Origin of the sequence: uncultured Aquabacterium sp. (genome assembly GCF_947366995.1) — a bacterium.
Classification (GTDB): Bacteria; Pseudomonadota; Gammaproteobacteria; order Burkholderiales; family Burkholderiaceae_C; genus Aquabacterium.
The window spans coordinates 45,692-66,099 of record NZ_CANBCC010000010.1 but is presented as its reverse complement, the minus strand read 5'-3'; the positions used below and the strand labels follow the sequence as shown (position 1 = coordinate 66,099).

Here is a 20,408-nt window from a genome sequence, read left to right as displayed (position 1 = left end):
GTCGAGCGAGGTGGTTTCACCCCACACGCGGCATGCCTTTCGGGCAAATGGCATGCCCGGCATCGGCATCGCCGCGGATGAGACGGTGCATGCGCACCACGTCAGCGGGAACACGTTGCCGATGCCACAAGGCCCACGGCAGGCCCACGGCCGTGCGCCAAAGCACCGCCGCGCCCACGCCTTGCGCGCTGGCTTGCCGCAAGATGTGCCGCACTTCGCGGGCCGCATCTGGCCATGGCAGACGCATGGCTGCGATCCACAGGCGGTTGCGGACCGCGAGCAGGCGACGTTCCACAGACTGCTGAGGCGGCGCGGGATGGTGGTGCACCACCGCATCGGCGAGGTAGACCATGTCCCAACCCAGCGTGGCGAGGTCGAGTCCCATCAAGCGCTCTTCGGCCCCGTGAAAGAGACGGGGCTCATAGCCGCCGGCCTCCTTGAAGGCCTGTGTGCGCATCACCACGGCCCCCGCCACGAACGTCAGGATGGCCGGACCGGGCAGACCGATGCGGTCGAGCGGGCTTTGTGCCATGCGCGAGCACCGGGGGTCGGGCCGCTGCTCCGGCCCGATCCGCACCTGGCCATTGATGAGCCCCACCGAAGGACACGAGGCCATGACCTCCACGGCCCGCTGCAGTGCGCCAGGGGCCCACCAGGTGTCGTCATCGCAGAAGGCCACATAGGGCGTGCGGACCTGCGCCACGCCGGCATTGCGGGCCGCGGCCCCGAGGTGGCGCGTCACGCGCACCAGCAGGGCCCCGACCTCGGCGGCCGCCTCGCGGTTCGCACGGGCGTCGCGCGTGCACGAGCCGCTGTCGACCACGACGATGGCAGGGTGCTCCGGCAGACGGCGCAGGTGAGCCAGGGTGCGCCGCAATTCCGCTGAACGCTGATGCGTCAGCACCACCACGGTCACAAGCGCATCAGCCGCCATCGACGCCTCCACACGCACCGTGCAGGTCCCACAGCCGCTCGGGCCGCGTAAGGTCCGACAGCCCCTCAGCCCCGAGCGCCCGAAGCTGGCTGACGTAGCTCGACACCGCCCGCGCCTTCAGGCGTTCGACCGGGCTGACCACCATGGTCGAAGGGGTGGCCTCCAGGCCCAACGTGGCCAGCGTCTGCAGGCGTTGCTGCAGCAGGCCCGGCAGGCGGCGATAGGGGATGTCTTCGTACAGGTGCACGGTCCAGTTCGCCACGATGCGCCGCAGGGCCCACAACGCAGCCTCGTGCACCAGCAAGTGGTCGGAATGGAACAGCCCCATCGGGAGCACCACGGGAGGGTCATCCAGCGACCGCAGGGTGTCCAGCAGAGCCTCACCCAGTTCGTGCGGCGACGGGCTGCTGCCGTACTGCGCGTCAAGAAAATCCAGCCACAACGGGGTCACGCCGAGCAGGCCGAGCGCCTGCGCGTCTTCGTCGCGGCGGGTCTGCATGGCGACACGTCCGCTGATGAAACCACAGCGTTCGTCCCAATCGGTCAGGGGGCTGTCCTCCTCGGGCAGCCCGGCAAACACGGTGACGACCGTGCTGTCCGGGCGGTTGGCAAGCAGGTGCCCGCACGAGAAGACGGCGTCGTCGGGGTGGGGAGAAAGGATGACCATGGCGGGGGCTGCAACGAAACGACTCGAAGGTGACGCGATGCATCTGCGTGGCAAGCCGCGTTCCCGGCTGCGACCGGGCACGCCAGGTGCTGCCGCAGCACGCCACCCGCCCATTGCAGCCCGGGGCCCAGCCCGGAAGAAAGGACTTCTTGCGCATGAACAGCAGCGGCGGCCTCCGGGCTGTCCTCCCCATCCTCTGGGACGCAGTCAAGCCCCGCTGGCGTCGAACCGCCGCGGCCATCATCCTGCTGGTGGCCGCCAAGGTGACGGCCGTGCTCGTGCCCCTGCTGCTCAAGGCCATCGTCGACCGCTTCAGCCGGCCTGAGAACCTGGCGGCCGGTTCGGCCCAGGCCAGCGACGCACTGCAGGCGCCGCATGCCGTGCTGGTCCTGCCGGTCTTCATGCTCCTGGGGTATGCCGCACTGCGCTTCGCTGGCACCCTGTTCACGGAATTGCGTGACCTGGTCTTTTCACGCGTCACGCTCGGGGTGGTGACGTCCTACGCCGAGCGGGCGTTTGCCCACTTGCTCGATCTCACCCCGCGCTTTCACGCGCAACGGCAGACCGGCGCCCTGATCCGCGACCTGGAGCGGGGCACGGGCGGCATCGGCTTTCTGCTGGGCGCCGGGCTGTTCACGGTGGTGCCCACCCTGGTGGAATTCGGCGCGGTGCTGGTCGTGATGTCCGTCGGCTACAGCGTCTGGTTCACCGTCGTCATCATGGCCACCTTCGTGGCTTACGGCACCTACACCACCCTGATGACGCAGCGCCGCGAGGTGCGCCAGCGCCGCGTCAACGAGGTCGACTCGGCCGCGCATGGCCGCATGGTGGACGGCCTGCTGAACTACGAGGCGATCAAGCTCCACGCGCGCGAAGGCCACGAGCGACAGCGCTACGCCGGCGTGCTCAGCCAGTGGGTGGAACAGGGTGTTGCCAACCAGAAGGCCCTGTCGACGCTGCACATCGGCCAGGGCGTGATCATCGCGATCGGGGTGGCGCTGGTGATGTTGCTGGCGGGCGAGCAGACCGTCAGAGGCACCCTGACCGTGGGCGACCTGGTGCTCGTCAACGCCTACATCATCCAGATCTGCTTGCCGCTCAATGCACTGGGCTTCGTGTTCCGCGAGGCACGCGATGCACTGGTGAACACGGAGAAGCTGCTGGACCTGCTGGCCCAGCGGCCCGACATCGAGGATGCGCCCGAAAGCAAGGACCTCGCCATCGAAGGCGGCAGCATTCATTTCGAACACGTCGATTTTGCCTACGAGCCCGGTCGACCGATCCTGCAGGACGTGAGCTTTCACATCGGCGCGGGCCAGACGGTGGCCGTGGTGGGCGGCAGCGGCTCGGGGAAATCGACGCTCGCCCGCCTGCTGCTGCGCCTGCACGATGTGGGCAAGGGCCGCATCACCATCGACGGGCAGGACATCCGCAGCGTGCGCATGGGGTCGCTGCGCCGTGCCATCGGCGTGGTGCCCCAGGACACCACGCTGTTCAACGACACGGTGGCACACAACATCGGCTACGGCCGCCTGGGTGCCAGCCTGGCAGACGTGATCGAAGCCGCCAAGGCCGCGCAGGTGCACGAACTGATCGAGTCGCTGCCCCAGCAGTACGAAACCCCGGTGGGCGAGCGCGGCCTCACCCTCTCGGGCGGCGAGCGCCAGCGCATCGCCATCGCACGCGCCTTCCTGAAGAACCCGCCCATCATCGTGCTGGACGAGGCCACCTCGGCGCTGGACGCGCGCTCCGAACGGGCCATCCAGGCCGAACTGGACCGCATCGCACATGGCCGTACGACGCTCGTGATCGCCCACCGCCTGTCGACGATCGTTGATGCCGACCTCATCATCGTGATGGACAAGGGCCGCATCGTCGAGCGGGGCCGCCATGAGGAGTTGCTGGCACATGACGGGCTGTACGCGCAGCTGTGGCGCCTGCAACGCCAGCAGCAGCAGGTGGAACGGCTGGAACACGAACTGGCACGTCAGCCCATCCACCTGGCGGTGCTGCTGATGGGTGTGCTCGACGGCCTGCGCGACGCCATCGAGTCCCGTCACATCAAGTTGTATGCCGACATCGCCTTTGAGGACGCCCGCGTGGTGGGTGACCCCAGCTCGCTGGCCCAGGCCATCGGCCAGCTCTGCATGCGCGCCATCCTGACGGTGCCGCCAGGTGGCCGGCTGGCCCTGCGGCTGGAGCGCAGCCAGGCGCACGCCCGGCTCGCGATCACGGAGGGCCTGCTGCCCGCCGTGGCCGACGAGCGGGCGCCCCTGCCTGCCGGCGCCCTGCCCATGCCCCCCGTGACGCTCGACCCCGTCGCGCTGCGGGCGGTGATCGAGCGCCAGGGAGGGCGCTTTCAGTCCGATCCCCCCAGTTCCCTGCACGGGCCGCGCCATGTCATCGAACTGCCCTTGCTGGCCCTGTCTGCACGGCCGCTGGAGGCCGCCGCGCCGCAGCCCGCCGCGCTGCCCGGTGAGACGCGCGCCGCCCTGACCGCCCCCGGACACGGCGCCCTGGATGGGCTCGACATTCTGGCCATCGACGACCTGCCCGACGCGCTGGAATCGCTGGTGATGCTGCTGTCTGCAGAGGGCGCGCGCGTGGCGCCGTTCGACACCGGCAGCGGTGCACTCGCATGGCTGGCAGAGACGCCGGCATCGGGCTGGCCGAGGGCGGTGCTGTGTGACATCGACCTGGGCACCGAAGACGGCCACCAAGTGATCCGCCGCATTCGTCAGATCGAAGACGAGCGCGAGGTGCCGCTGCACGAACGCGTGCCGGCCATCGCGTTGAGCGGCCTGTCCGAGCCGGCTGACCGCATGCGATCTCTGATGAGCGGCTTCCAGGCGCACCTGGTGAAGCCCGCTCAGCCGGGGGAGTTGATTGACACCCTTGCCCGCCTCACTGCGGGCGGGCCAGCGATCCCGCCGCAGGGCGGCGGGTCAGTTACCGGCAACAACGACCACAGGTCGTAAGTCTTGCAAGCGGGTCAGCTCGGCCGACGGGGCTGCGCGGGCCCCCCCTGGGTACCGCCCAGAAGCGGATCGTCCTTGTCACTGCGGATGGGCCCGCCGTCCGGGCCACTGTTACCCGGGCCCTTGATGTCGTCGCCCGAAGGTCCGCCATCGCTGCGCGTGAGGTTGGAACCCCGGGCTCCGGTGCCGCGGTCTTCTGCCGTGCCCTCGTTGCCGCCGGCACCCGGGCCGTGGCCGATGCTCTGACCGCCTGCCATCCACAGGCCATCGGCCGTTCGCCAGGCTGTGCGCGGCACGCGATGCGGGCAGTACAGCGGGGCGGGCCCCGACGTCGGCACCCCAGGGGTCTCATCCAGCGGCAGGGGCGGAAAGATGGGTGCGTGGGGCAAGGCTTGGCGGGAAGCAGAAGGCAAGGCAAACATGAACGGTCTCCAGTGGCAGGGCTCGACACGGCCTTCGGGGGCCGGTCAGAAGTTCGGCAATCGGCATGCCCTCGCGATGCGGCCCGGCTGACAGGCATGCCACTTGCCGTGTGGCGTGCTGCCTTGATTGAGGAGCCCGACATGCCCACGCTGCCCACCGAGACCGCGGAAGAACGCGAAGCGCGCCGTCTGGACGGCTGCTGCACGCGCAAGCGGGACCGCGTCCCCACCTACCAGGAGCTGCTGGACGACGCACTCGACCAGACCTTCCCGGCCAGCGACCCGATCTCTCCCAGCGCGGCCATGCACACGCATGCGCTGCTGCAATCCACCGAAAACCCCAAGGACTGGACGCTCCAGCCAGGGGCCAACCCACCTTGCAAACCATGATCGACCACGAACTCGCCCGTCAGGCCCTGCAGCGCGCGCTGCCCATGCTCGAAGCTGGCCTGCGTGACCACGCCGTGTGTGGCGCAGGATTCATGCACGTGGTGGTGATGCACCCGGGCATGCGCCCCGGTGAGGTCGCCTTCGAAGACGCCATCCTGCTTGAGCACGCCCTGGGCGACGTGGCGGCGCGCGACGCCGACTACACAGCCTTCGCGCGCGGCAAGGCTCGCCTCAGCTGGGAAACGGGCCTGGATGGCACCGAAGTGCAGACCCACCATCCGCACCTGCTCCAGCCCGGCGACACCTTGCTGACCGGCGGCATCTGCCTTGATGGCATCGTGGTGGGGGTCAGCGGTGCCCAGCCGTGGTTCGACGAGGCGTTCGGTCTGGCCATCGCTGCGCAGATTCGGGCGGCCTGCAAGGACCGCCACGCGGGCTGGCTGCAGGACGGCGTGATCGAGGTACCGACCCGTGGCCACGAACACACGACGCCCACCCGCCCGGTCGAGCTCATTGGATGAGCTTGTGACCCTCATTGCACCCTGGCCGGGAAGACGGCTGGATCTCACCGGCCACCTGCAGCGTGCCCTGCATGAGCACCAGCAGCTCTTTGCCCAGCTTCACGGACTAAGCGAGGCCATCGAGCAAACCGCCGCGCAGATCGCAGACACCTTGCGTCGCGGCAACAAGCTCCTGCTGTGTGGCAACGGTGGATCCGCCGCCGACGCAGAACACTTTGCTGCCGAACTGGCCGGCCGTTTCCTGCACGACCGCCCTGCCCTCGCGGCTGTCGCGCTGAGCGGCAGTGGCGCCCTGCTGAGCTGTATCGGTAACGACTACGGCTTCGAGCACGTCTTTGCCCGCCAGGTGGCCGCGCTCGGCGTGCAGGGTGACTGCCTGGTGGGCCTGTCCACGTCCGGTCGCTCACCGAATCTGCTGACTGCCATGCAGGAGGCCCGCACACGCGGCCTGACCACGATCGGACTGACCGGCCAGCGCGACGGCAATCTCCTCGCCGAGGCGTGCGACCACGTCATCGCCGTGCCGCACACCGCGACCGCCCGCATTCAGGAAGCCCACGGCTTCATCGTGCACGCGCTGTGCGGGCTCATCGAAATCCAGCTGGGACATGGGTGAAACGGTCGACAAGGCACGCTGCTTGCCGCATGGCGTCCGTTCCCTTTTGCTTGCCCGCCCCTCGCGGGCCCATCTTCATCGACACACAAGGAGCCAAGAATGAACGTCATCCACCGCCATTCCCCCCGCGTCATCGCTGCGGCCGTGCTCGCCCTGGCCGCTGCACATGCCCAGGCGCAAATGGGCGCCACCCCGACTGACAACTCTGGCGCCGGCGGCATGCAGAGCCCGGGTACGAGCACCTACCCGAATGCCACGCCCTCCACCGGCGGCACGGGTTCGATGGATGCACAGCAGGGCACCACCGGCGCCAACAGCGGCACCGCCGCCGATGGCGTGAGCACCAACCAGGCCGACCAGGGCATGGGCTCGCAGCCGGGCAGCATGGGCACGAGCGACACCGCCGGCGGCCGCTACAGCACCGAGCTGTCGACGCTCCCCAGCGAGCCGACGGCCGCCGGCCCCGGCGCAGGCTATGCCGGCAGCGGCTACTCCTGGCTGCCCTACACCACCTCGGGCTACGTGGGCCTGTCGGTCGGCGCCGGTGACATCGATGACGAATGTCTGCCCGGTCAGGACTGCGAAGACCCTGACGCTGCCATTCACGTCTACACCGGCGGTCTCTTCAACCCCAACTTCGGCCTGCAGCTGGGCTACTTCCGGTTCAACGACGCCGAGCGCAACGGCGGCAAGACCAAGATCAGTGGCGTGAACCTGGTGCTCACCGGTATCGCCCCGCTGACCAGCACGCTGAACCTGGTGGGCCGCGTGGGTGGCACCTATGGCTGGACGGACGTGTCCGCAGGCCCCGGCATCGTGGCCGCACGCGGCGACGAGACCGGCTTCGGCGCTGCCTACGGTGTCGGCCTGGCCTGGGACTTCAACCGCAACTGGAGCGTGACGCTCGACTGGGACCGCCACCACATGAAGTTCCCCGGCGACGACAAGAAGAACGTCGACATGGCCACCGTGGGCTTCAAGTACCGCTTCTGAGATGACGGCACCCTGCCCCGCCGGCACACCCGCGGTGATGTCGACGGGGCCGGCTGGCCCGGATAGGCCGGCCAAATACCATCCGGTCGACCGCCTGCCTGACGCCCTGGCCGCGCTGCCTCGTCCATGGGTCTTCACCAACGGGGTGTTCGATCTGCTGCACCGCGGCCACGTGCAGGGGCTCCAGGCTGCCCGTGCACTGGGCGCCTCGCTGATCGTGGGCGTCAACAGTGACGCGTCTGCGCGCAGCCTGGGCAAAGGCCCGGGCCGCCCTGTGCACACCGCCGCCGACCGCATTTGGGTGCTGGCGGCACTCGAGGCCGTGTCGGCCGTCACCGTGTTCGAAGAAGCCACGCCGTTGGCCTTGCTGGCACGCCTCCGCCCTGAGTTCTATGTCAAAGGCGGTGACTACGACGTGGCCCGCCTGCCAGAGGCCGCGCTGGTGGCGCAGTGGGGCGGCCGGGCGCTGGCTGTGCCGTTCGTGGCCGGCCACAGCAGCACGGGCATCCTCCGCCGGCTGGGCATCGAGCCCCAACGCGGCTGACGCCGCGCGCCGGCAGCGATCAGGACGCCGCCGACAACCAGGTCGGGCTGCTCGATCGAGGGACGTGCAGGCTGGCCGCCACCTCCTCGTACGTGACCTGTGCGGTGCCCGATCGGCCCACGACAATGCCGGCCGCGGCGTTCGCCCAGCGCATGGCCTCGGGCACAGCCTCGCCAAGCGCGATCAGGTGCGTGAGCGCGGCCAGCACGGTGTCACCCGCCCCGCACACGTCGTACACCTCGCGCACCTGGGCCGGCTGGTGAAACACGCCGCGCGCCGTGAACAGGCTCATGCCCGCCTCACCGCGCGTCACCAGCAGGTTCTCCAGCCTCAGCCTCTGGCGCAAGGCATGAGCCAGTCGGCAGAAATGGGCTTCATCGTCGGGCTCGCCCACCCAGCCCGTGAACTCGGCCAGATTGGGTTTGAGCAGCGTCGCCCCCGCATAACGGGCCATGTGGCGCCCCTTCGGGTCGACCAGCACCGGCTTGCCCGCCTCGCGCGCCACGCGGATGAAATCGGCGCACTCCGTGAGCGCGCCCTTGGCATAGTCCGACAGCACCACGATGTCGTGCTCGGGCAGCAGCCGCGCAAAGCGGTGGCTCAAGCGGTTCACGGCAGCCTGTGGCACAGGCACCTCGAAGTCGGCCCGCAGCAGCTGCTGGCCGCGGCACACACACCGGATCTTGCGGGTGGTGGCATAGCCCGCCTGTCGCACCGCTTCCAGGGTCACCCCCTGCTCCACCACCATGTCGACCAGTTCGTCGGCGGCTTCGTCGTCCCCGAGCGGCGTCAGCAGCGTCACCGGCGACCCGAGCGCAGCCAGGTTCACCGCCACGTTGGCGGCGCCGCCCGGTCGGGCCCGCTGGCCCTTCACGCTGAGCACGGGCACCGGGGCCTCCGGCGAAATCCGGCAGGCGGTGCCGTCCCAGTACTGGTCCAGCATCACGTCGCCCACCAGCAGCACGCGCAAGGTCGATTGGGCCATGAGGGGTCTCTGCCTTTCGGGTTGAAGAAGATGCCCCCAGGGGGGCAAGCAACATGCCCGCGCAAGGCCCCCTCACGGCATGCGATGACCCTGCAAGTCCGGCGGGGTCTCGAAGGTGTGCGCGGGCAAGGGCGTGGGCAGCGTCCACTCGAGGCCCTGTGCACCCTCCCACGGTCTGGCCGGCGCAGGCAGGCCGCGCTTGCGCAGCATGGGCAGCACGATGAACAACGCGAACCAGGCCTGAGCCAGACCGAACACGAAGGCCGCAACCGAAACGATCGCGTTGAAATCGGCGAACTGCATCGGGTAGTCGGCATAGCGGCGGGGCATGCCGGCCAGCCCCAGGAAGTGCATCGGGAAGAACGTCACATTGAAGCTGACGATCGACACCCAGAAGTGCCACTGCCCGTGGCACTCGTTGTACATGACGCCCGTCCATTTCGGCGCCCAGTAATAGAAGCCCGCGAACATCGCGAACAGCGTGCCCGCCACGAGCACATAGTGGAAATGCGCGATGACGTAGTAGGTGTCGTGCACCTGCAGGTCGATCGGCACAACGGACAGGATCACGCCGCTGAGCCCCCCGATGGAGAACACGCTGATGAACCCCACCGCAAACAGCATCGGCGTCTCGAACGTCATGCTGCCGCGCCACATGGTGGCCACCCAGTTAAATACCTTCACACCGGTCGGAATGGCAACCAGCATCGTCGCGTACATGAAAAACAGTTGTCCTGTCACCGGCATGCCGGTGGCAAACATGTGGTGGGCCCACACGATGAAACTGAGGATTGCGATGGCCGCGGTGGCATACACCATCGAGGCGTAACCAAACAGCGGCTTGCGGGCAAAGGCCGTCACGACGTGGCTGATGATGCCGAAGGCCGGCAGGATCATGATGTAGACCTCCGGATGCCCGAAGAACCAGAACACGTGCTGGAACATCACGGGATCGCCGCCACCGGCCGGGTTGAAGAAGCTCGTGCCGAACTGTCGATCCGACAGCACCATCGTGATGGCCGCAGCCAGCACCGGGATGACGGCAATCAGCAGGTAGGCAGTGATCAGCCAGCTCCAGCAGAACATCGGCATCTTCATCAGCGTCATGCCGGGCGCGCGCATGTTGAGGATGATGACGATGATGTTGATGGCGCCCATGATGGACGAGGCACCCAGCAGGTGCAGCGAGAAGATCGCCAGGTCCATGCCACCCGGCATCTGAGTGCTCAGCGGCGGATACAGGGTCCAGCCCGCGGCTGGTGCGCCACCGTCCACGAAGAAGGTCGCCATCAGCAGCACGCCGGCCGGCACCATCAGCCAGAAGCTGAAGTTGTTCATCCGCGCGAATGCCATGTCCGAGGCGCCGATCAACAGCGGAATCATCCAGTTGGCGAAGCCGACCAGCGCCGGCATGATCGCCCCGAAGATCATGATCAGCCCGTGCATGGTCACGAGCTGGTTGTAGAAGTGCGGGGAAGAGAGCTGCAGCCCGGGCTGGAACAGCTCTACGCGGATCAGCAGTGCGAGCACGGCATGGTGAGAGAGAACAGGAGGTAAAGGGTGCCGATGTCCTTGTGGTTGGTGGCATACAGCCACCGTCGCCAGCCATGAAGAATGGCGTGGCCGTCATGCGGGTCCGTGGCGTGGTGCGTGAGGGAGTCCATGGCGTGCGGGCGTCCGTGTGGGGCATCGGCGTGGCAAGGCTGCTTTCGGCGGGCAAAGCCCGTGCCGAAGAACCGCCCGCGCGCTGATGCGCCACACCACGACGGCATGCCGCTTGCCGGACCGGTGCACCGCATCACGAAAGGAGCGACCATGAGCACGCCGCAAGCGCAAACCCCGCCTGACATCGCCGAAATCTACCGACGGCTGCAGCGCGGCACCGGACACGAATGGGTGGACGAGGGCAACGTGAAGGCCCTCATCGAGATGGCCCGGACGCGGGGCGACACGCTCACCGCGACGCTGCTTGAGGAGTGGCGTGCCCCGTGCGCCCCGTCGACCCCTCCGGAGCCGCCTTCGGCCACGAACTGAACGGGGCGGCCAGACCGGCCAGCGGCGGCATGGCGCGCCGCTCGAGTCGGGCCAGTGCATCGGCCAGCCGGTCGATCAACCGGCTGTCCCACACCGGGGCCCGGTAAGCGGCCTCCAGATCGGCACGCAGCCGACGGTACTGTTCATGCAGGTCATGTGACCACATCCCGAAACCTCCTGTTTTGGTGCCCCCGAAGGGCGCTGCACAGGAGGGGCAAGTCACATGCCCGCCCCCCGGGGAGGCCGCGCCAGCCAGTCGGTCAGGGCATCGCTGTCAATGGGCTTCACCATGTGGGCATCGAAGCCCGCCTCCAGCGCCTGCTGCACGTCGTGTGGCTGTCCGTAGCCCGAAACCGCGATCATCCAGCCGGTGTGCCCCCGTTCGCGCGCCTGCCGGGCCACCTCGTAGCCCGTCAGCCCCGGAAGCCCGATGTCCACCAGCGCGAGGTGCGGCCGCTGCGCCAGCAGACGCTCAAGGCCGTCCTTGCCGTTGTCCTCGCCGTGGACCTCGTGGCCCTGCAGGGTGAGCATCGTGGTGAGCGCCTCGCGGGCATCGGGGTTGTCCTCCACCAGCACCACGGTGCGCGGCGCGGGCACCTCGCCGGTGCGCTCGACATGGTCTGGCTGCACCGGGGCGATGGCCGGCAGCATCACGGCAAACACACTGCCTCCCGGGCTGCTCTGCACACTGACCTCGCCGTCGTGGAGCTCTGCCAGCCGTCGCACCAGGGTCAGGCCGATCCCGAGCCCACCCTGACGGCGGTCCAGCGTCCGCTCGCCCTGCACGAACAGGTCGAAAATGTGGGGCAGCAGTGCCTCGGGGATGCCCGGGCCCTGGTCGATCACTTCCAGCCTGGCACGCCCGTCGGCCCGCACCACCCGAACCTGGATGGGCTTGTCCGGCGCGCTGTACTTCACGGCATTCGTCACGAGGTTGTTGACGATCTGCTCGAGCCGCATGGCATCGCCGTCAACCCACACCTCCTCGACGTCCAGGCTCACCGGGTGATCCTGCAACAGCCCGGCCATCTGCATGGTGCTGACGAGGCGGTGCACCATCGAGCCGAGGTTGACGGGCTGACGCGACAGGTGGATCTTGCCGGCGATCACCCGCGCCACGTCCATCAGGTCATCCATGAGCCGGGCGAGGTGCCGGGTCTGGCGCGTGATGATGGTGCGCACCCGCACCGCCTGCTCGTCCTGCGAACTGATGCGGTTGAGCACCTCGATCGCGGCCGAGATGGCACTCAACGGATTGCGCAGTTCGTGGCCCAGCATGGCGAGGAATTCGTCCTTGGCGCGGTTGGCACGCTCGGCCTCCAGCCGCGCCTGGTGTTCCTGCGCGATGAGCCGGGCGCGCTCATGCTCGATCTGCTGCTGCACCGTCACGTCGACCATCACCCCGATCATCCGGGTGGGCACGCCCTCGGGGGTATAGAGGATGACCATGCGGCTCGACAGCCAGCGCTCGATGTCGATCTGCCCGGCGGTGCGGAACTTGAAGGTGACCTGCTCGAGCTGGTCGCGCCAGGCCTGCTGCAGCAACACCTCGAGTGCGCGGGCGTCATCCGGACGCACATGGCGAAGCCAGCCGACCCAGTTCGTCTCGATCGCACGCCGCTCGAGCCCGAAGAGGCGCGCCAGGCCCGACGTCATGGTGACCGTGTCGGCGGCCACCACATGGTCGAAGAAGCCCACATCGCCCGCCTCCTGGGCCAGCTCCACCAGGTGCTGGCTGTCCTGCAGCCGGGTGCGCGCGCGCATCAGGCGCTCCTGTGCCAGCATGCGTTCGGTGATGTCGACATACGTGGCAATGGCGCCGCGCGCATGGCCATGGCCGTCCAGCAGCGGCACAGCAAAGGCCAGCAGGCGCAGCACCCGGCCATCAGGGTGGCGCACTTCCACTTCCTGGTTCCACACGGTTTCGCCACGTGCCGCGCGCTGCAGCGGATGCCGGGCCGTGGGCAGCACCTCGCCGTCCTGCAGCATCTCGTAGCGGGCCGGCTCGCCATCGCGGATGCCGAACATCGCCACCTTGGCCGGGTTGCGCAGCACCATCCGGCACTCGGGGTCCTGTGTGATCGACAGGCCGATCGGGCTGGTGTTGAACAGCGTCTCGAACTCGGCCGCCTTGGCCTCCAGCCGCTCGCGCGCCTGCTCACGCTGGGCCTCGGCAGCCTTCATCGCATCGCGCAACAGGCCGATCTCCCGCACGGCGATGTCCCCCGGCACCGCGGAAGCGCCGCCCGTGGCCAGTGCATGCAGGGGCTGGTTCACCCGCCGGACCACGAACAGCGACAGGCCGATCCCGGCCATGAGAGACAGGGCGCCGGCCAGCAAGGCCATCGAGATCGCCATGATGTTGCTGCGATCCAGCGGCGCCGCGGCCACCCCCACCCCGATGCCCCACTGCGACATCGGGATGCGCTGCCACGCCACATAGGTGTCCCCGCCCTCCAGCAGGGTGCTTTTCTGGAAGCCGGCGGACCGAACGCCCATCTGTCGCCGTCCGTCTTCAGGCAGCACCTGGCCCAGAAAGCGCTCGGGATGCAGCGAGCGGGCCACGATGCGATAGCCCTCGTCGAACACCGTCACGAAGCCGCCCTGTGGCGCCTGCATGTGGCCGATGAGGCTCTGCCATGCCGACGCGTGGATGTCGGCGGCCAGCCAGTAGGCCAGTTTGCCGTGCACTTCGACCGGCACGGCAATGCGCGAGAACAGGTCGGCGCCAGCCCCCCCCTTGAGCCCGCTGATCCGCGGCGGCGGGAGCACCCCGTCGGGCAGAGGCTGGGGTTCGTCGCGGGCCTGGGCCACGGCGGGCGCATAGGCCTCGTCGCTGCGCAGCAGCACCACGCCCTCGGGACTCGTCAGCACCACACGACGCCACGTCGGGCGCACCAGCGGCTTTCGGGCGAGCCGCATGTGAAAGCTGGCCAGATCGCCTTCTCGCAATGACGTGGAATGCGACAGGATGGTCAGCGCGTCGATCGAAGACACCTGCTCGCGTTCCACCATCAACGCCAGCGAGCCGGCCATCTGGGTCAGGCCCAGTGTCATCTGATGGCGCACCGCCATGATCTCCTGCGCCATCAACCACGACGTGAGCGCAGCCAGCGGCACAGTGGCCACCACGATGACGGCAAGCAGGTAGGTGCGCAGTGAAGCGACCGGCCACTGCAGGCGCAGGCCGCGAGGCCGGTTCAGTCCCTGTAGGGGCAGCGGTTTCATGGGCATGGAGGAAGGCGGAACACAGTGCACCCCAGGGGCGCTCGATGCCCTTTGGGCATGGAGTTTGCCGCCTTCACCGTGTTGTCTCCCTCTTCTTTCTCATTACAAGGAGTAAATCATGAAGCAAGTCATCCGGATCGCGGCCGGCATGGGCCTGGCCATCGCCCTGTCATCGGGCCACGCACAAGGCACCACCACGGGAACCGGCGCCGCAGGCACCGGCTCGGCGACCACGACACGTCAGGGCAGCGAGGACTGGCAACGCATCTACCGCGTCAGCAAGATCATCGGGTCGGACGTGCGCAACCTGCAGGGCGAGAAGGTCGGTGACATCAAGGACATTGTGCTCGACCGCCAGGGCGCGGTGTCTTACGCCATTGTGGCCACGGGCGGCTTCCTCGGTCTGGGCGATCGTCTGCATGCCGTGCCCTGGAGCGCACTGCGTTCCGTCCCTGGCCGTGACCATCGCCTGCTCGACATCGACAAGGAGCGCCTGAAGCGCGCACCGAGCTTCGAGCCGGACAAGTGGCCCAACGTGGTGGAGGAAGGCTGGAGCAACACCAACCGACGCTTCTTCGAAGGCGGCAGCGGCACGAGCGAGCGTCGCTGACGCAGGCAGGCCGGCGTCGCCCAGGGCGGCCGCCGGCCTGTTTTCGTGCCACGCCGATCAGGTCGATGCGGCCGGCCTGTCCGGTTCCGAGGGGGTAGAGATCTCCCGCAGCACGTCCTGCACCGCCTCGGGCTCCCGGACAGCGATGTCGCCCAGCGACACAATGCCGATCAACTCGTTGTCCTCGTCGAGCACCGGAATGCGGCGGACCTGGACGTCGCTCATCTGCTGAGCCACCTCCTCCAGTGTCTGTGACTCCAGGCACCACCTCGGGTGTTCGGTCATGATGTCGCTGACCCGGACCTCGCTGGGTCGCAGGTCACTGGCTGTGGCCCGCACGGTGATGTCGCGGTCGGTGATCATGCCCACCAGCCGCCGGTTGTCGCACACCGGCAACGCGCCCACATTCAGGTCGTCCATCATCTTGGCCGCCATCTGCAGGGTCGCGTCCGGGGCGATCACCTCCACACCGCGCGTCATCACATCGGCAATTCTCTGCATCACATCGCTCCTCTCGGCTGCCGGCAAGCTTTCCGGCAAAAATGCCCTGTGGTCTGTCAGACCGCAGTGCGATAGCGCTCACGCAGGAGTTTGACCTGCTCGTGATTGCGCAACACACCCTGGTACTGGCGCTCGATGACGGCCCGGATCGGCTCGGGCAGCGGGCGCGACAGCGCCTTCTCGTAACGGGCCTTGGCGACGTCCTCGCCGCGCTCGCACTCTTCCAGCATGCCCACGTCGGTGTAGCCGCTCAGGGTGCCCCGCACGGCCACCCAACCCCGGTGCATCGCACCGCTGATCGAGCCGCCATCGTCGGGCGTGCCCCCGCACTCGCTGACCAGCACCTGCAACTCCGAGACGGCGGTCTGGCAGGCCGTGGCGCGTGCCAGAAAGATGTCGCGCAGTTCGGGGGACTTCACATGTTCGGCGCAGGTATTGAAGCCGTACTGGCCGTCACGGCTGTTCTCGATCAGGTCGTTGAGCACATCGATGATGTCGTCGCGTTCCATGGTTCGCTCCTGTTGGGTTCAATGAAAGGGCCCGCCACGCGAGCCCCGCCCTGAAGGTGTGGCAGGCAGCATGCCTGCCTCCCAGGCACGGCGTTTGCCACGTTGTGCCATCGCCCTCGACCTTGCTCGTCATGCCCCACCTCATCGACGTCACCATGTTCTGGAGCGCCACCGGTGGAGGCGTGCGCCGCTACATCCACGCCAAGCGGGCGTGGCTTCAGGCACACACCGCGTGGCGGCACAGCGTGGCGGCGCCCGGAGCCGATGGACGCGATGCCGTGGCCCTGCCCGGGGTGCCCCTGCCTGGCAGCGGCGGCTACCGGGCACCGCTGAACCGACGGGCCGCGGCGCGCGCCCTGGTCGACCGCCGGCCCGACCTCATCGAATCGGGCGACCCGTACCGCCTGGCCTGGTCCGCCCTGGATGCCGGACAGGCCCTCGGCATTCCGGTCGTCGGCTTCTGCCACAGCGACCTGCCCGAGCTCCTGAGGCGCTGGACCGGACGTGGCGGCGCGGCGGCCGGGCGGCTGTACCTGCGTCACCTCTACCGGCAGTTCGACCTGGTCTTCGCCCCCAGCGCCACGGTGTATGCCCACCTGCGGGACGCCGGCCTGCAGAACGTGGTGCAGCAGGGCCTGGGGGTGGACACCGGCCTGTTCCATCCGGCAAGACGCGATCCGGCCTGGCGCCAAGAGCTCGGGCTGGCCGACGACGTCCGCGTGCTGCTGTATGCAGGCCGCTTTGCACCGGAGAAGAACCTGTCGGTGCTGGCCGATGCGGTCCGCCTGCTGGGGCCATCGCACGTGCTGGTCGCCATCGGAGCCGGGCCCTGCCCTCCCCGCGGTGACCAGGTCCGGGTGCTGCCGTTCGAGCCCTCGCAACAGGCACTGGCCCGCGCACTGGCGAGCGCCGACCTTTTCGTGCATGCCGGCGACCAGGAGACGTTCGGGCTGGCGGCACTCGAAGCCATGGCGTGCGGCTGCCCGGTGGTCGTGCGAGACCGGGCCGGGCTGGCCGAGCTGGTGGGCGACGAAGCCGGTGTGCGCGTCGCACGCGGGCGGCATGCCGATTTTGCCGAGGCGATCGCCGCAGCCCTGCGCCGCGACCGCGAGAAACAAGGGCTGGCGGCCCGCCAGCAAGCCTTGCGGCACGACTGGTCGGATGCCATGCGCGGCCTGATGGGTCATTACCTCCGCCTGATGTGCACACCATGAACCTGCCCCTCCCGCCCTCTGCCGGACGACCGATGCTCAGCGTCACCATCCACGACGTGGCCCCCTCGACCTGGCCCGCGTGCGAGCGGGTGATGGACGCCGTGCGTGCGGTGGCCGACGTGCCGATGACGCTGCTGGTGGTCCCGCGCTATCACCTGCGTCCGTCGAACCACGCTTTCGAGCAGCGGCTGGAAGCGCTGCAGGCGCAGGGACACGAGTTGGCCCTGCACGGCTACAGCCATCTGGATGACGGCGAGCCGGCCAACTGGGTCGATCACGTGCGGCGCCGCTGGTACACGGCCGGCGAGGGGGAGTTCTCGGCGCTGTCGCAAGACGAGGCCCTGCGACGCCTGCATGCCGGCGCCCGGTGGTTTGCGCGCCGGGGTTGGCCCCTGCACGGCTTTGTCGCACCCGCATGGCTGATGAGCCGCGGCACCTGGCAGGCGCTTGACCAACTTCCCCTGAGCTACACGGCCACGCTGCGTGCGGTCTACAGCCTGCCGCAGGCACAGCGCATCACGAGCGCTTGCCTGGCCTTCAGCACGCGCACCGCCTGGCGGCGGGCCGTGTCCTTGCCGCGAAATGCCTGGGTCGCCGCACGCTGGCATGCGCAGCCTCTGGTGCGCTTCGAACTGCATCCACACGATGCAGATCACCGTCTGATCCGGCAATGCTGGAGCGGCCGCCTGCGCGCGCTGCTCGCCGAGCGCGAGGCGCGCACCGTGCATGCCGCCGTCGCGGCACTGCGGCATCAAGGGCGCAGCCAGCCCGCATGGGGAACCCGGCCATGAGCACCGCACCCACCCGCACCGAGCACGACGCCCTCGGGGCTGTCGAGGTTCCCACCGACGTGCTGTGGGGGGCCCAGACCCAGCGGGCCCTGCACCATTTCGACATCTCGACCGAAACCTTGCCGCCGGAGCTCATCCGGGCGCTCGCATTCGTCAAGCAGGCTTGCGCCCGGACGAACGCGACCCTCGGCGAGCTGCCCGCGCCCATCGCCCGGGCCATCGAGGCCGCCGTGCACGAGGTGCTGGCAGGGGACCACGACGCGCAGTTCCCGCTGCGGGTCTGGCAATCCGGGTCCGGCACGCAGACCAACATGAACATGAACGAGGTGCTCGCGCACCGTGCCACGGCCGTGCTGCGCAGCCAGGGTGATCCGCACGCCGAGGTCCACCCCAACGACCATGTGAACCGCAGTCAGTCGTCTAACGATGTGTTCCCGACCGCCTTGCACGTGGCGTGTGCCATGGGCGTGCAGCATCACCTGCTACCTGCGCTGGGCGCGCTGCGGGGCACGCTGCACGCCAAGGCGGCCGCGTACGGCGGGCTGGTCAAGATCGGCCGCACCCATCTGCAGGATGCGGTGCCACTGACGCTGGGCCAGGAGCTGTCGGGTTACGAAGCGCAGCTTGCCCAGGCCGAGGCGGGGATCGTGCACGCCTTGTCTGCGGTGTGCGCGCTGGCCATCGGCGGCACGGCCGTCGGAACCGGCCTCAATGCCCCACCCGGCTTCGGTGAAGGAGTGGCCCGCGATCTGGCTCACTCATTGAGCCTCCCGTTCACCACGGCACCCAATCGCTTTGCCGTGATCGCGGCCCACGATGCCATCGTGGCCCTGCACGGCAGCCTCAAGGTGCTGGCAGTGGCCCTGATGAAACTCGCCAACGACCTGCGGTGGCTGGCCTCCGGCCCCCGGTGCGGCCTGGGTGAGCTGCGCCTCCCCGCCAATGAACCGGGCAGCTCCATCATGCCGGGCAAGGTCAACCCCAGCCAGTGCGAAGCCATGCTGATGTTGTGCGTGCAGGTACTGGGCAATGACACGGTGGTCGGCTTTGCCGGGGCGAGTGGCAACTTCGAACTCAACACGTTCAAGCCCGTCATGGCGCACAACGTGTTGCAGAGCCTCCGGCTGCTGGCCGATGGCTGCACACGCTTCGAAGCCCACTGCCTGCGTGGCCTGACGGCCGACGAGCCCCGCATCGCCGCGCTGCGCGACCGCACGCTGATGCTGGTCACGGCGCTGACCCCGCACATCGGCTATGACCGGGCGGCAGCCATCGCACTGGACGCGCACGCGCAGGACATCACCCTGCGGGAAGCCGCGCAGGCCCACGGCGTGGACATGGCCCTGTTCGACCACTGGGTACGTGCAGACCGGATGGTGTGAGCACGGGGTCGTAAGCCTTACCGCGCCCGGCAAGGCTTGCCACGGTAGCCGCCCTGCCGCTTGGCTTACGAGCCTGATTCCGCATGGCGGACTCGGTACGGAGATTGCCCACCCCAAGGGTCGCCCATGCACAGACTGCATGCCGGCAGCCCGGTTCACCCGATCCATCCATCTCAAGGAGCCCACCATGAACAGGACCTTTCGCTTCACCAGCCTGATCGCCTGCCTGCTGACGGCGTCCGCCCTGCTCGGCGCGTGCAACCGACGCGACGGCCAGACGTCCGGCGACATGAGCCCTGCCAGCGCGCCCGACGGCACGGCCGGCACGATGGGCACGACACCGGGCACCACCGGCACCGACGGCGGACTGGGCACCACCCCGGGCTCGAACAGCACGACCGGCACCCCCGGCTCGGGCAGTGACGGCGTGCCGCAGACGGGCACCGGCACCGGCACGGGCACGGGCACGGGCGTGGATGGCGGAACCGGCACGACGGCACCGGGTGCCGCGCCCGGTGCCAGCACCGTGACACCCGGCGCGAGCAGCCAGGCCCCGCTGAACGCGCAGGACCAGGCGTTTGCCCGGGCGGCGACGGAGGCCGGCCTGTACGAGGTCGCGGTGGCCCAGCTGGCCGTCGAGAAGGCAGAGCACCCCGACGTGAAGGCCATGGCCGCCACGCTGGTGGACGACCATGGCGCGGCCAACAATCGCCTGGCTCAGGTGGTGAGCACCCGCATGACCTTGCCCAAGGACATCCCGTCATCGAAGCGCAAGGTGATCGACCAGTTGAACAAGGCCAAGGGCCTGTCGTTCGACCGGCAGTTCATCGACCAGGTCGGAATCAAGGACCATCAGCTGGACATCGATCTCTTCCAGAAGGCCGATGGTCAGCTCAGCGATTCGGCCATGAAGGAGTTCGTGCAGACCACCTTGCCCACCTTGCGTCATCACCTGTCAATGGCACAGGATCTGGCGCGCAAGCTGAAGCAGACCTGAGTGCCGCGGGCCACGCCCGCCTGCATGGGGGTCTTGACGGGACGGCCCACCGCGGTACGCTCTCAGGTCTTTGCATAGAGCTCGCGGTAACG

At 68.6% G+C, this 20,408-nt stretch carries 19 protein-coding genes and 1 pseudogene; 12 read left to right on the top strand and 8 right to left on the bottom strand.

Annotation, left to right across the window (positions count from 1 at the left end; genetic code table 11):
- Positions 1 to 16: 16 nt before the first annotated feature.
- Both Q0Z44_RS04950 and Q0Z44_RS04945 read right to left on the bottom strand, forming a co-directional pair.
- A complete protein-coding gene (locus tag Q0Z44_RS04950) occupies positions 17 to 934 on the bottom strand; it encodes a glycosyltransferase (RefSeq protein WP_298011034.1) in 918 nt (305 codons plus the stop codon).
- Entirely contained in the window at positions 924 to 1,601 is a 678-nt protein-coding gene (locus Q0Z44_RS04945; RefSeq protein WP_298011033.1) for a PIG-L family deacetylase, read from the bottom strand. Before Q0Z44_RS04945 ends, Q0Z44_RS04950 begins: the two co-directional genes overlap by 11 nt.
- Before the next feature lie 155 nt (positions 1,602 to 1,756).
- On the opposite strand from Q0Z44_RS04945, the gene Q0Z44_RS04940 reads away from it, so the two are divergent.
- Complete coding sequence (locus Q0Z44_RS04940; RefSeq protein ID WP_298011032.1) at positions 1,757 to 4,579, top strand: ATP-binding cassette domain-containing protein; 2,823 nt, start codon at positions 1,757 to 1,759, stop codon at positions 4,577 to 4,579.
- A 14-nt stretch (positions 4,580 to 4,593) separates the two neighbouring features.
- Here Q0Z44_RS04940 and Q0Z44_RS04935 read toward each other — a convergent pair whose 3' ends face one another.
- Complete coding sequence (locus Q0Z44_RS04935; RefSeq protein ID WP_298011031.1) at positions 4,594 to 5,001, bottom strand: hypothetical protein; 408 nt, start codon at positions 4,999 to 5,001, stop codon at positions 4,594 to 4,596.
- A 141-nt stretch (positions 5,002 to 5,142) separates the two neighbouring features.
- Between Q0Z44_RS04935 and Q0Z44_RS04930 the strand changes: the two genes are divergently transcribed.
- From Q0Z44_RS04930 to Q0Z44_RS04910, 5 genes are all read left to right on the top strand, one after another.
- Positions 5,143 to 5,391, top strand: a complete 249-nt coding sequence (locus Q0Z44_RS04930; RefSeq protein WP_298011030.1) for a hypothetical protein — start codon at positions 5,143 to 5,145, stop codon at positions 5,389 to 5,391.
- On the top strand, positions 5,388 to 5,912 hold the full coding sequence (locus Q0Z44_RS04925; RefSeq protein WP_298011029.1) for a hypothetical protein: 525 nt from the start codon (positions 5,388 to 5,390) through the stop codon (positions 5,910 to 5,912). Before Q0Z44_RS04930 ends, Q0Z44_RS04925 begins: the two co-directional genes overlap by 4 nt.
- 4 nt (positions 5,913 to 5,916) lie before the next feature.
- A complete protein-coding gene (locus Q0Z44_RS04920) occupies positions 5,917 to 6,528 on the top strand; it encodes an SIS domain-containing protein (RefSeq protein WP_298011028.1) in 612 nt (203 codons plus the stop codon).
- A gap of 99 nt (positions 6,529 to 6,627) precedes the next feature.
- The gene (locus tag Q0Z44_RS04915) at positions 6,628 to 7,521 is read left to right on the top strand and encodes a porin family protein (protein ID WP_298011027.1); all 894 of its coding nucleotides are present in this window, start codon (positions 6,628 to 6,630) and stop codon (positions 7,519 to 7,521) included.
- A 1-nt stretch (position 7,522) separates the two neighbouring features.
- Entirely contained in the window at positions 7,523 to 8,065 is a 543-nt protein-coding gene (locus tag Q0Z44_RS04910; RefSeq protein ID WP_298011026.1) for an adenylyltransferase/cytidyltransferase family protein, read from the top strand.
- A 19-nt stretch (positions 8,066 to 8,084) separates the two neighbouring features.
- Here the strand turns inward: Q0Z44_RS04910 and rfaE1 are convergent, their stop codons facing one another.
- Positions 8,085 to 9,050 carry a D-glycero-beta-D-manno-heptose-7-phosphate kinase gene (gene rfaE1 / locus Q0Z44_RS04905; protein WP_298011025.1) on the bottom strand — a complete coding sequence of 322 codons (966 nt, stop codon included), beginning with the start codon at positions 9,048 to 9,050 and terminating at the stop codon, positions 8,085 to 8,087.
- Positions 9,051 to 9,122: 72 nt separating this feature from the next.
- Positions 9,123 to 10,714 (bottom strand): annotated as a pseudogene (gene ctaD, locus Q0Z44_RS04900) (cytochrome c oxidase subunit I).
- Between the two features lie 151 nt (positions 10,715 to 10,865).
- Here ctaD and Q0Z44_RS04895 point away from each other — a divergent pair.
- On the top strand, positions 10,866 to 11,084 hold the full coding sequence (locus Q0Z44_RS04895; RefSeq protein ID WP_298011024.1) for a hypothetical protein: 219 nt from the start codon (positions 10,866 to 10,868) through the stop codon (positions 11,082 to 11,084).
- Between the two features lie 219 nt (positions 11,085 to 11,303).
- Here the strand turns inward: Q0Z44_RS04895 and Q0Z44_RS04890 are convergent, their stop codons facing one another.
- Complete coding sequence (locus tag Q0Z44_RS04890; RefSeq protein ID WP_298011023.1) at positions 11,304 to 14,318, bottom strand: ATP-binding protein; 3,015 nt, start codon at positions 14,316 to 14,318, stop codon at positions 11,304 to 11,306.
- A 112-nt stretch (positions 14,319 to 14,430) separates the two neighbouring features.
- Between Q0Z44_RS04890 and Q0Z44_RS04885 the strand changes: the two genes are divergently transcribed.
- Positions 14,431 to 14,922, top strand: a complete 492-nt coding sequence (locus Q0Z44_RS04885) for a PRC-barrel domain-containing protein (RefSeq protein WP_298011022.1) — start codon at positions 14,431 to 14,433, stop codon at positions 14,920 to 14,922.
- A 57-nt stretch (positions 14,923 to 14,979) separates the two neighbouring features.
- Here Q0Z44_RS04885 and Q0Z44_RS04880 read toward each other — a convergent pair whose 3' ends face one another.
- Together Q0Z44_RS04880 and Q0Z44_RS04875 are read right to left on the bottom strand one after the other, a co-directional pair.
- Positions 14,980 to 15,423 (bottom strand): CBS domain-containing protein, encoded by a 444-nt coding sequence (locus Q0Z44_RS04880; protein ID WP_298011021.1) that lies wholly within the window; start codon positions 15,421 to 15,423, stop codon positions 14,980 to 14,982.
- Positions 15,424 to 15,479: 56 nt separating this feature from the next.
- The gene (locus tag Q0Z44_RS04875) at positions 15,480 to 15,932 is read right to left on the bottom strand and encodes a PA2169 family four-helix-bundle protein (RefSeq protein WP_298011020.1); all 453 of its coding nucleotides are present in this window, start codon (positions 15,930 to 15,932) and stop codon (positions 15,480 to 15,482) included.
- 131 nt (positions 15,933 to 16,063) lie between these two features.
- On the opposite strand from Q0Z44_RS04875, the gene Q0Z44_RS04870 reads away from it, so the two are divergent.
- From Q0Z44_RS04870 to Q0Z44_RS04855, 4 genes are all read left to right on the top strand, one after another.
- Positions 16,064 to 17,146, top strand: a complete 1,083-nt coding sequence (locus Q0Z44_RS04870; RefSeq protein ID WP_298011019.1) for a glycosyltransferase family 1 protein — start codon at positions 16,064 to 16,066, stop codon at positions 17,144 to 17,146.
- Positions 17,143 to 17,937: a polysaccharide deacetylase family protein gene (locus tag Q0Z44_RS04865; RefSeq protein ID WP_298011018.1), complete on the top strand. Its 795-nt coding sequence runs from the start codon at positions 17,143 to 17,145 to the stop codon at positions 17,935 to 17,937. Before Q0Z44_RS04870 ends, Q0Z44_RS04865 begins: the two co-directional genes overlap by 4 nt.
- Positions 17,934 to 19,319 (top strand): class II fumarate hydratase, encoded by a 1,386-nt coding sequence (locus Q0Z44_RS04860; protein ID WP_298011017.1) that lies wholly within the window; start codon positions 17,934 to 17,936, stop codon positions 19,317 to 19,319. Before Q0Z44_RS04865 ends, Q0Z44_RS04860 begins: the two co-directional genes overlap by 4 nt.
- Positions 19,320 to 19,506: 187 nt before the next feature.
- Positions 19,507 to 20,316, top strand: a complete 810-nt coding sequence (locus Q0Z44_RS04855; RefSeq protein WP_298011016.1) for a DUF4142 domain-containing protein — start codon at positions 19,507 to 19,509, stop codon at positions 20,314 to 20,316.
- Positions 20,317 to 20,408: the final 92 nt, after the last annotated feature.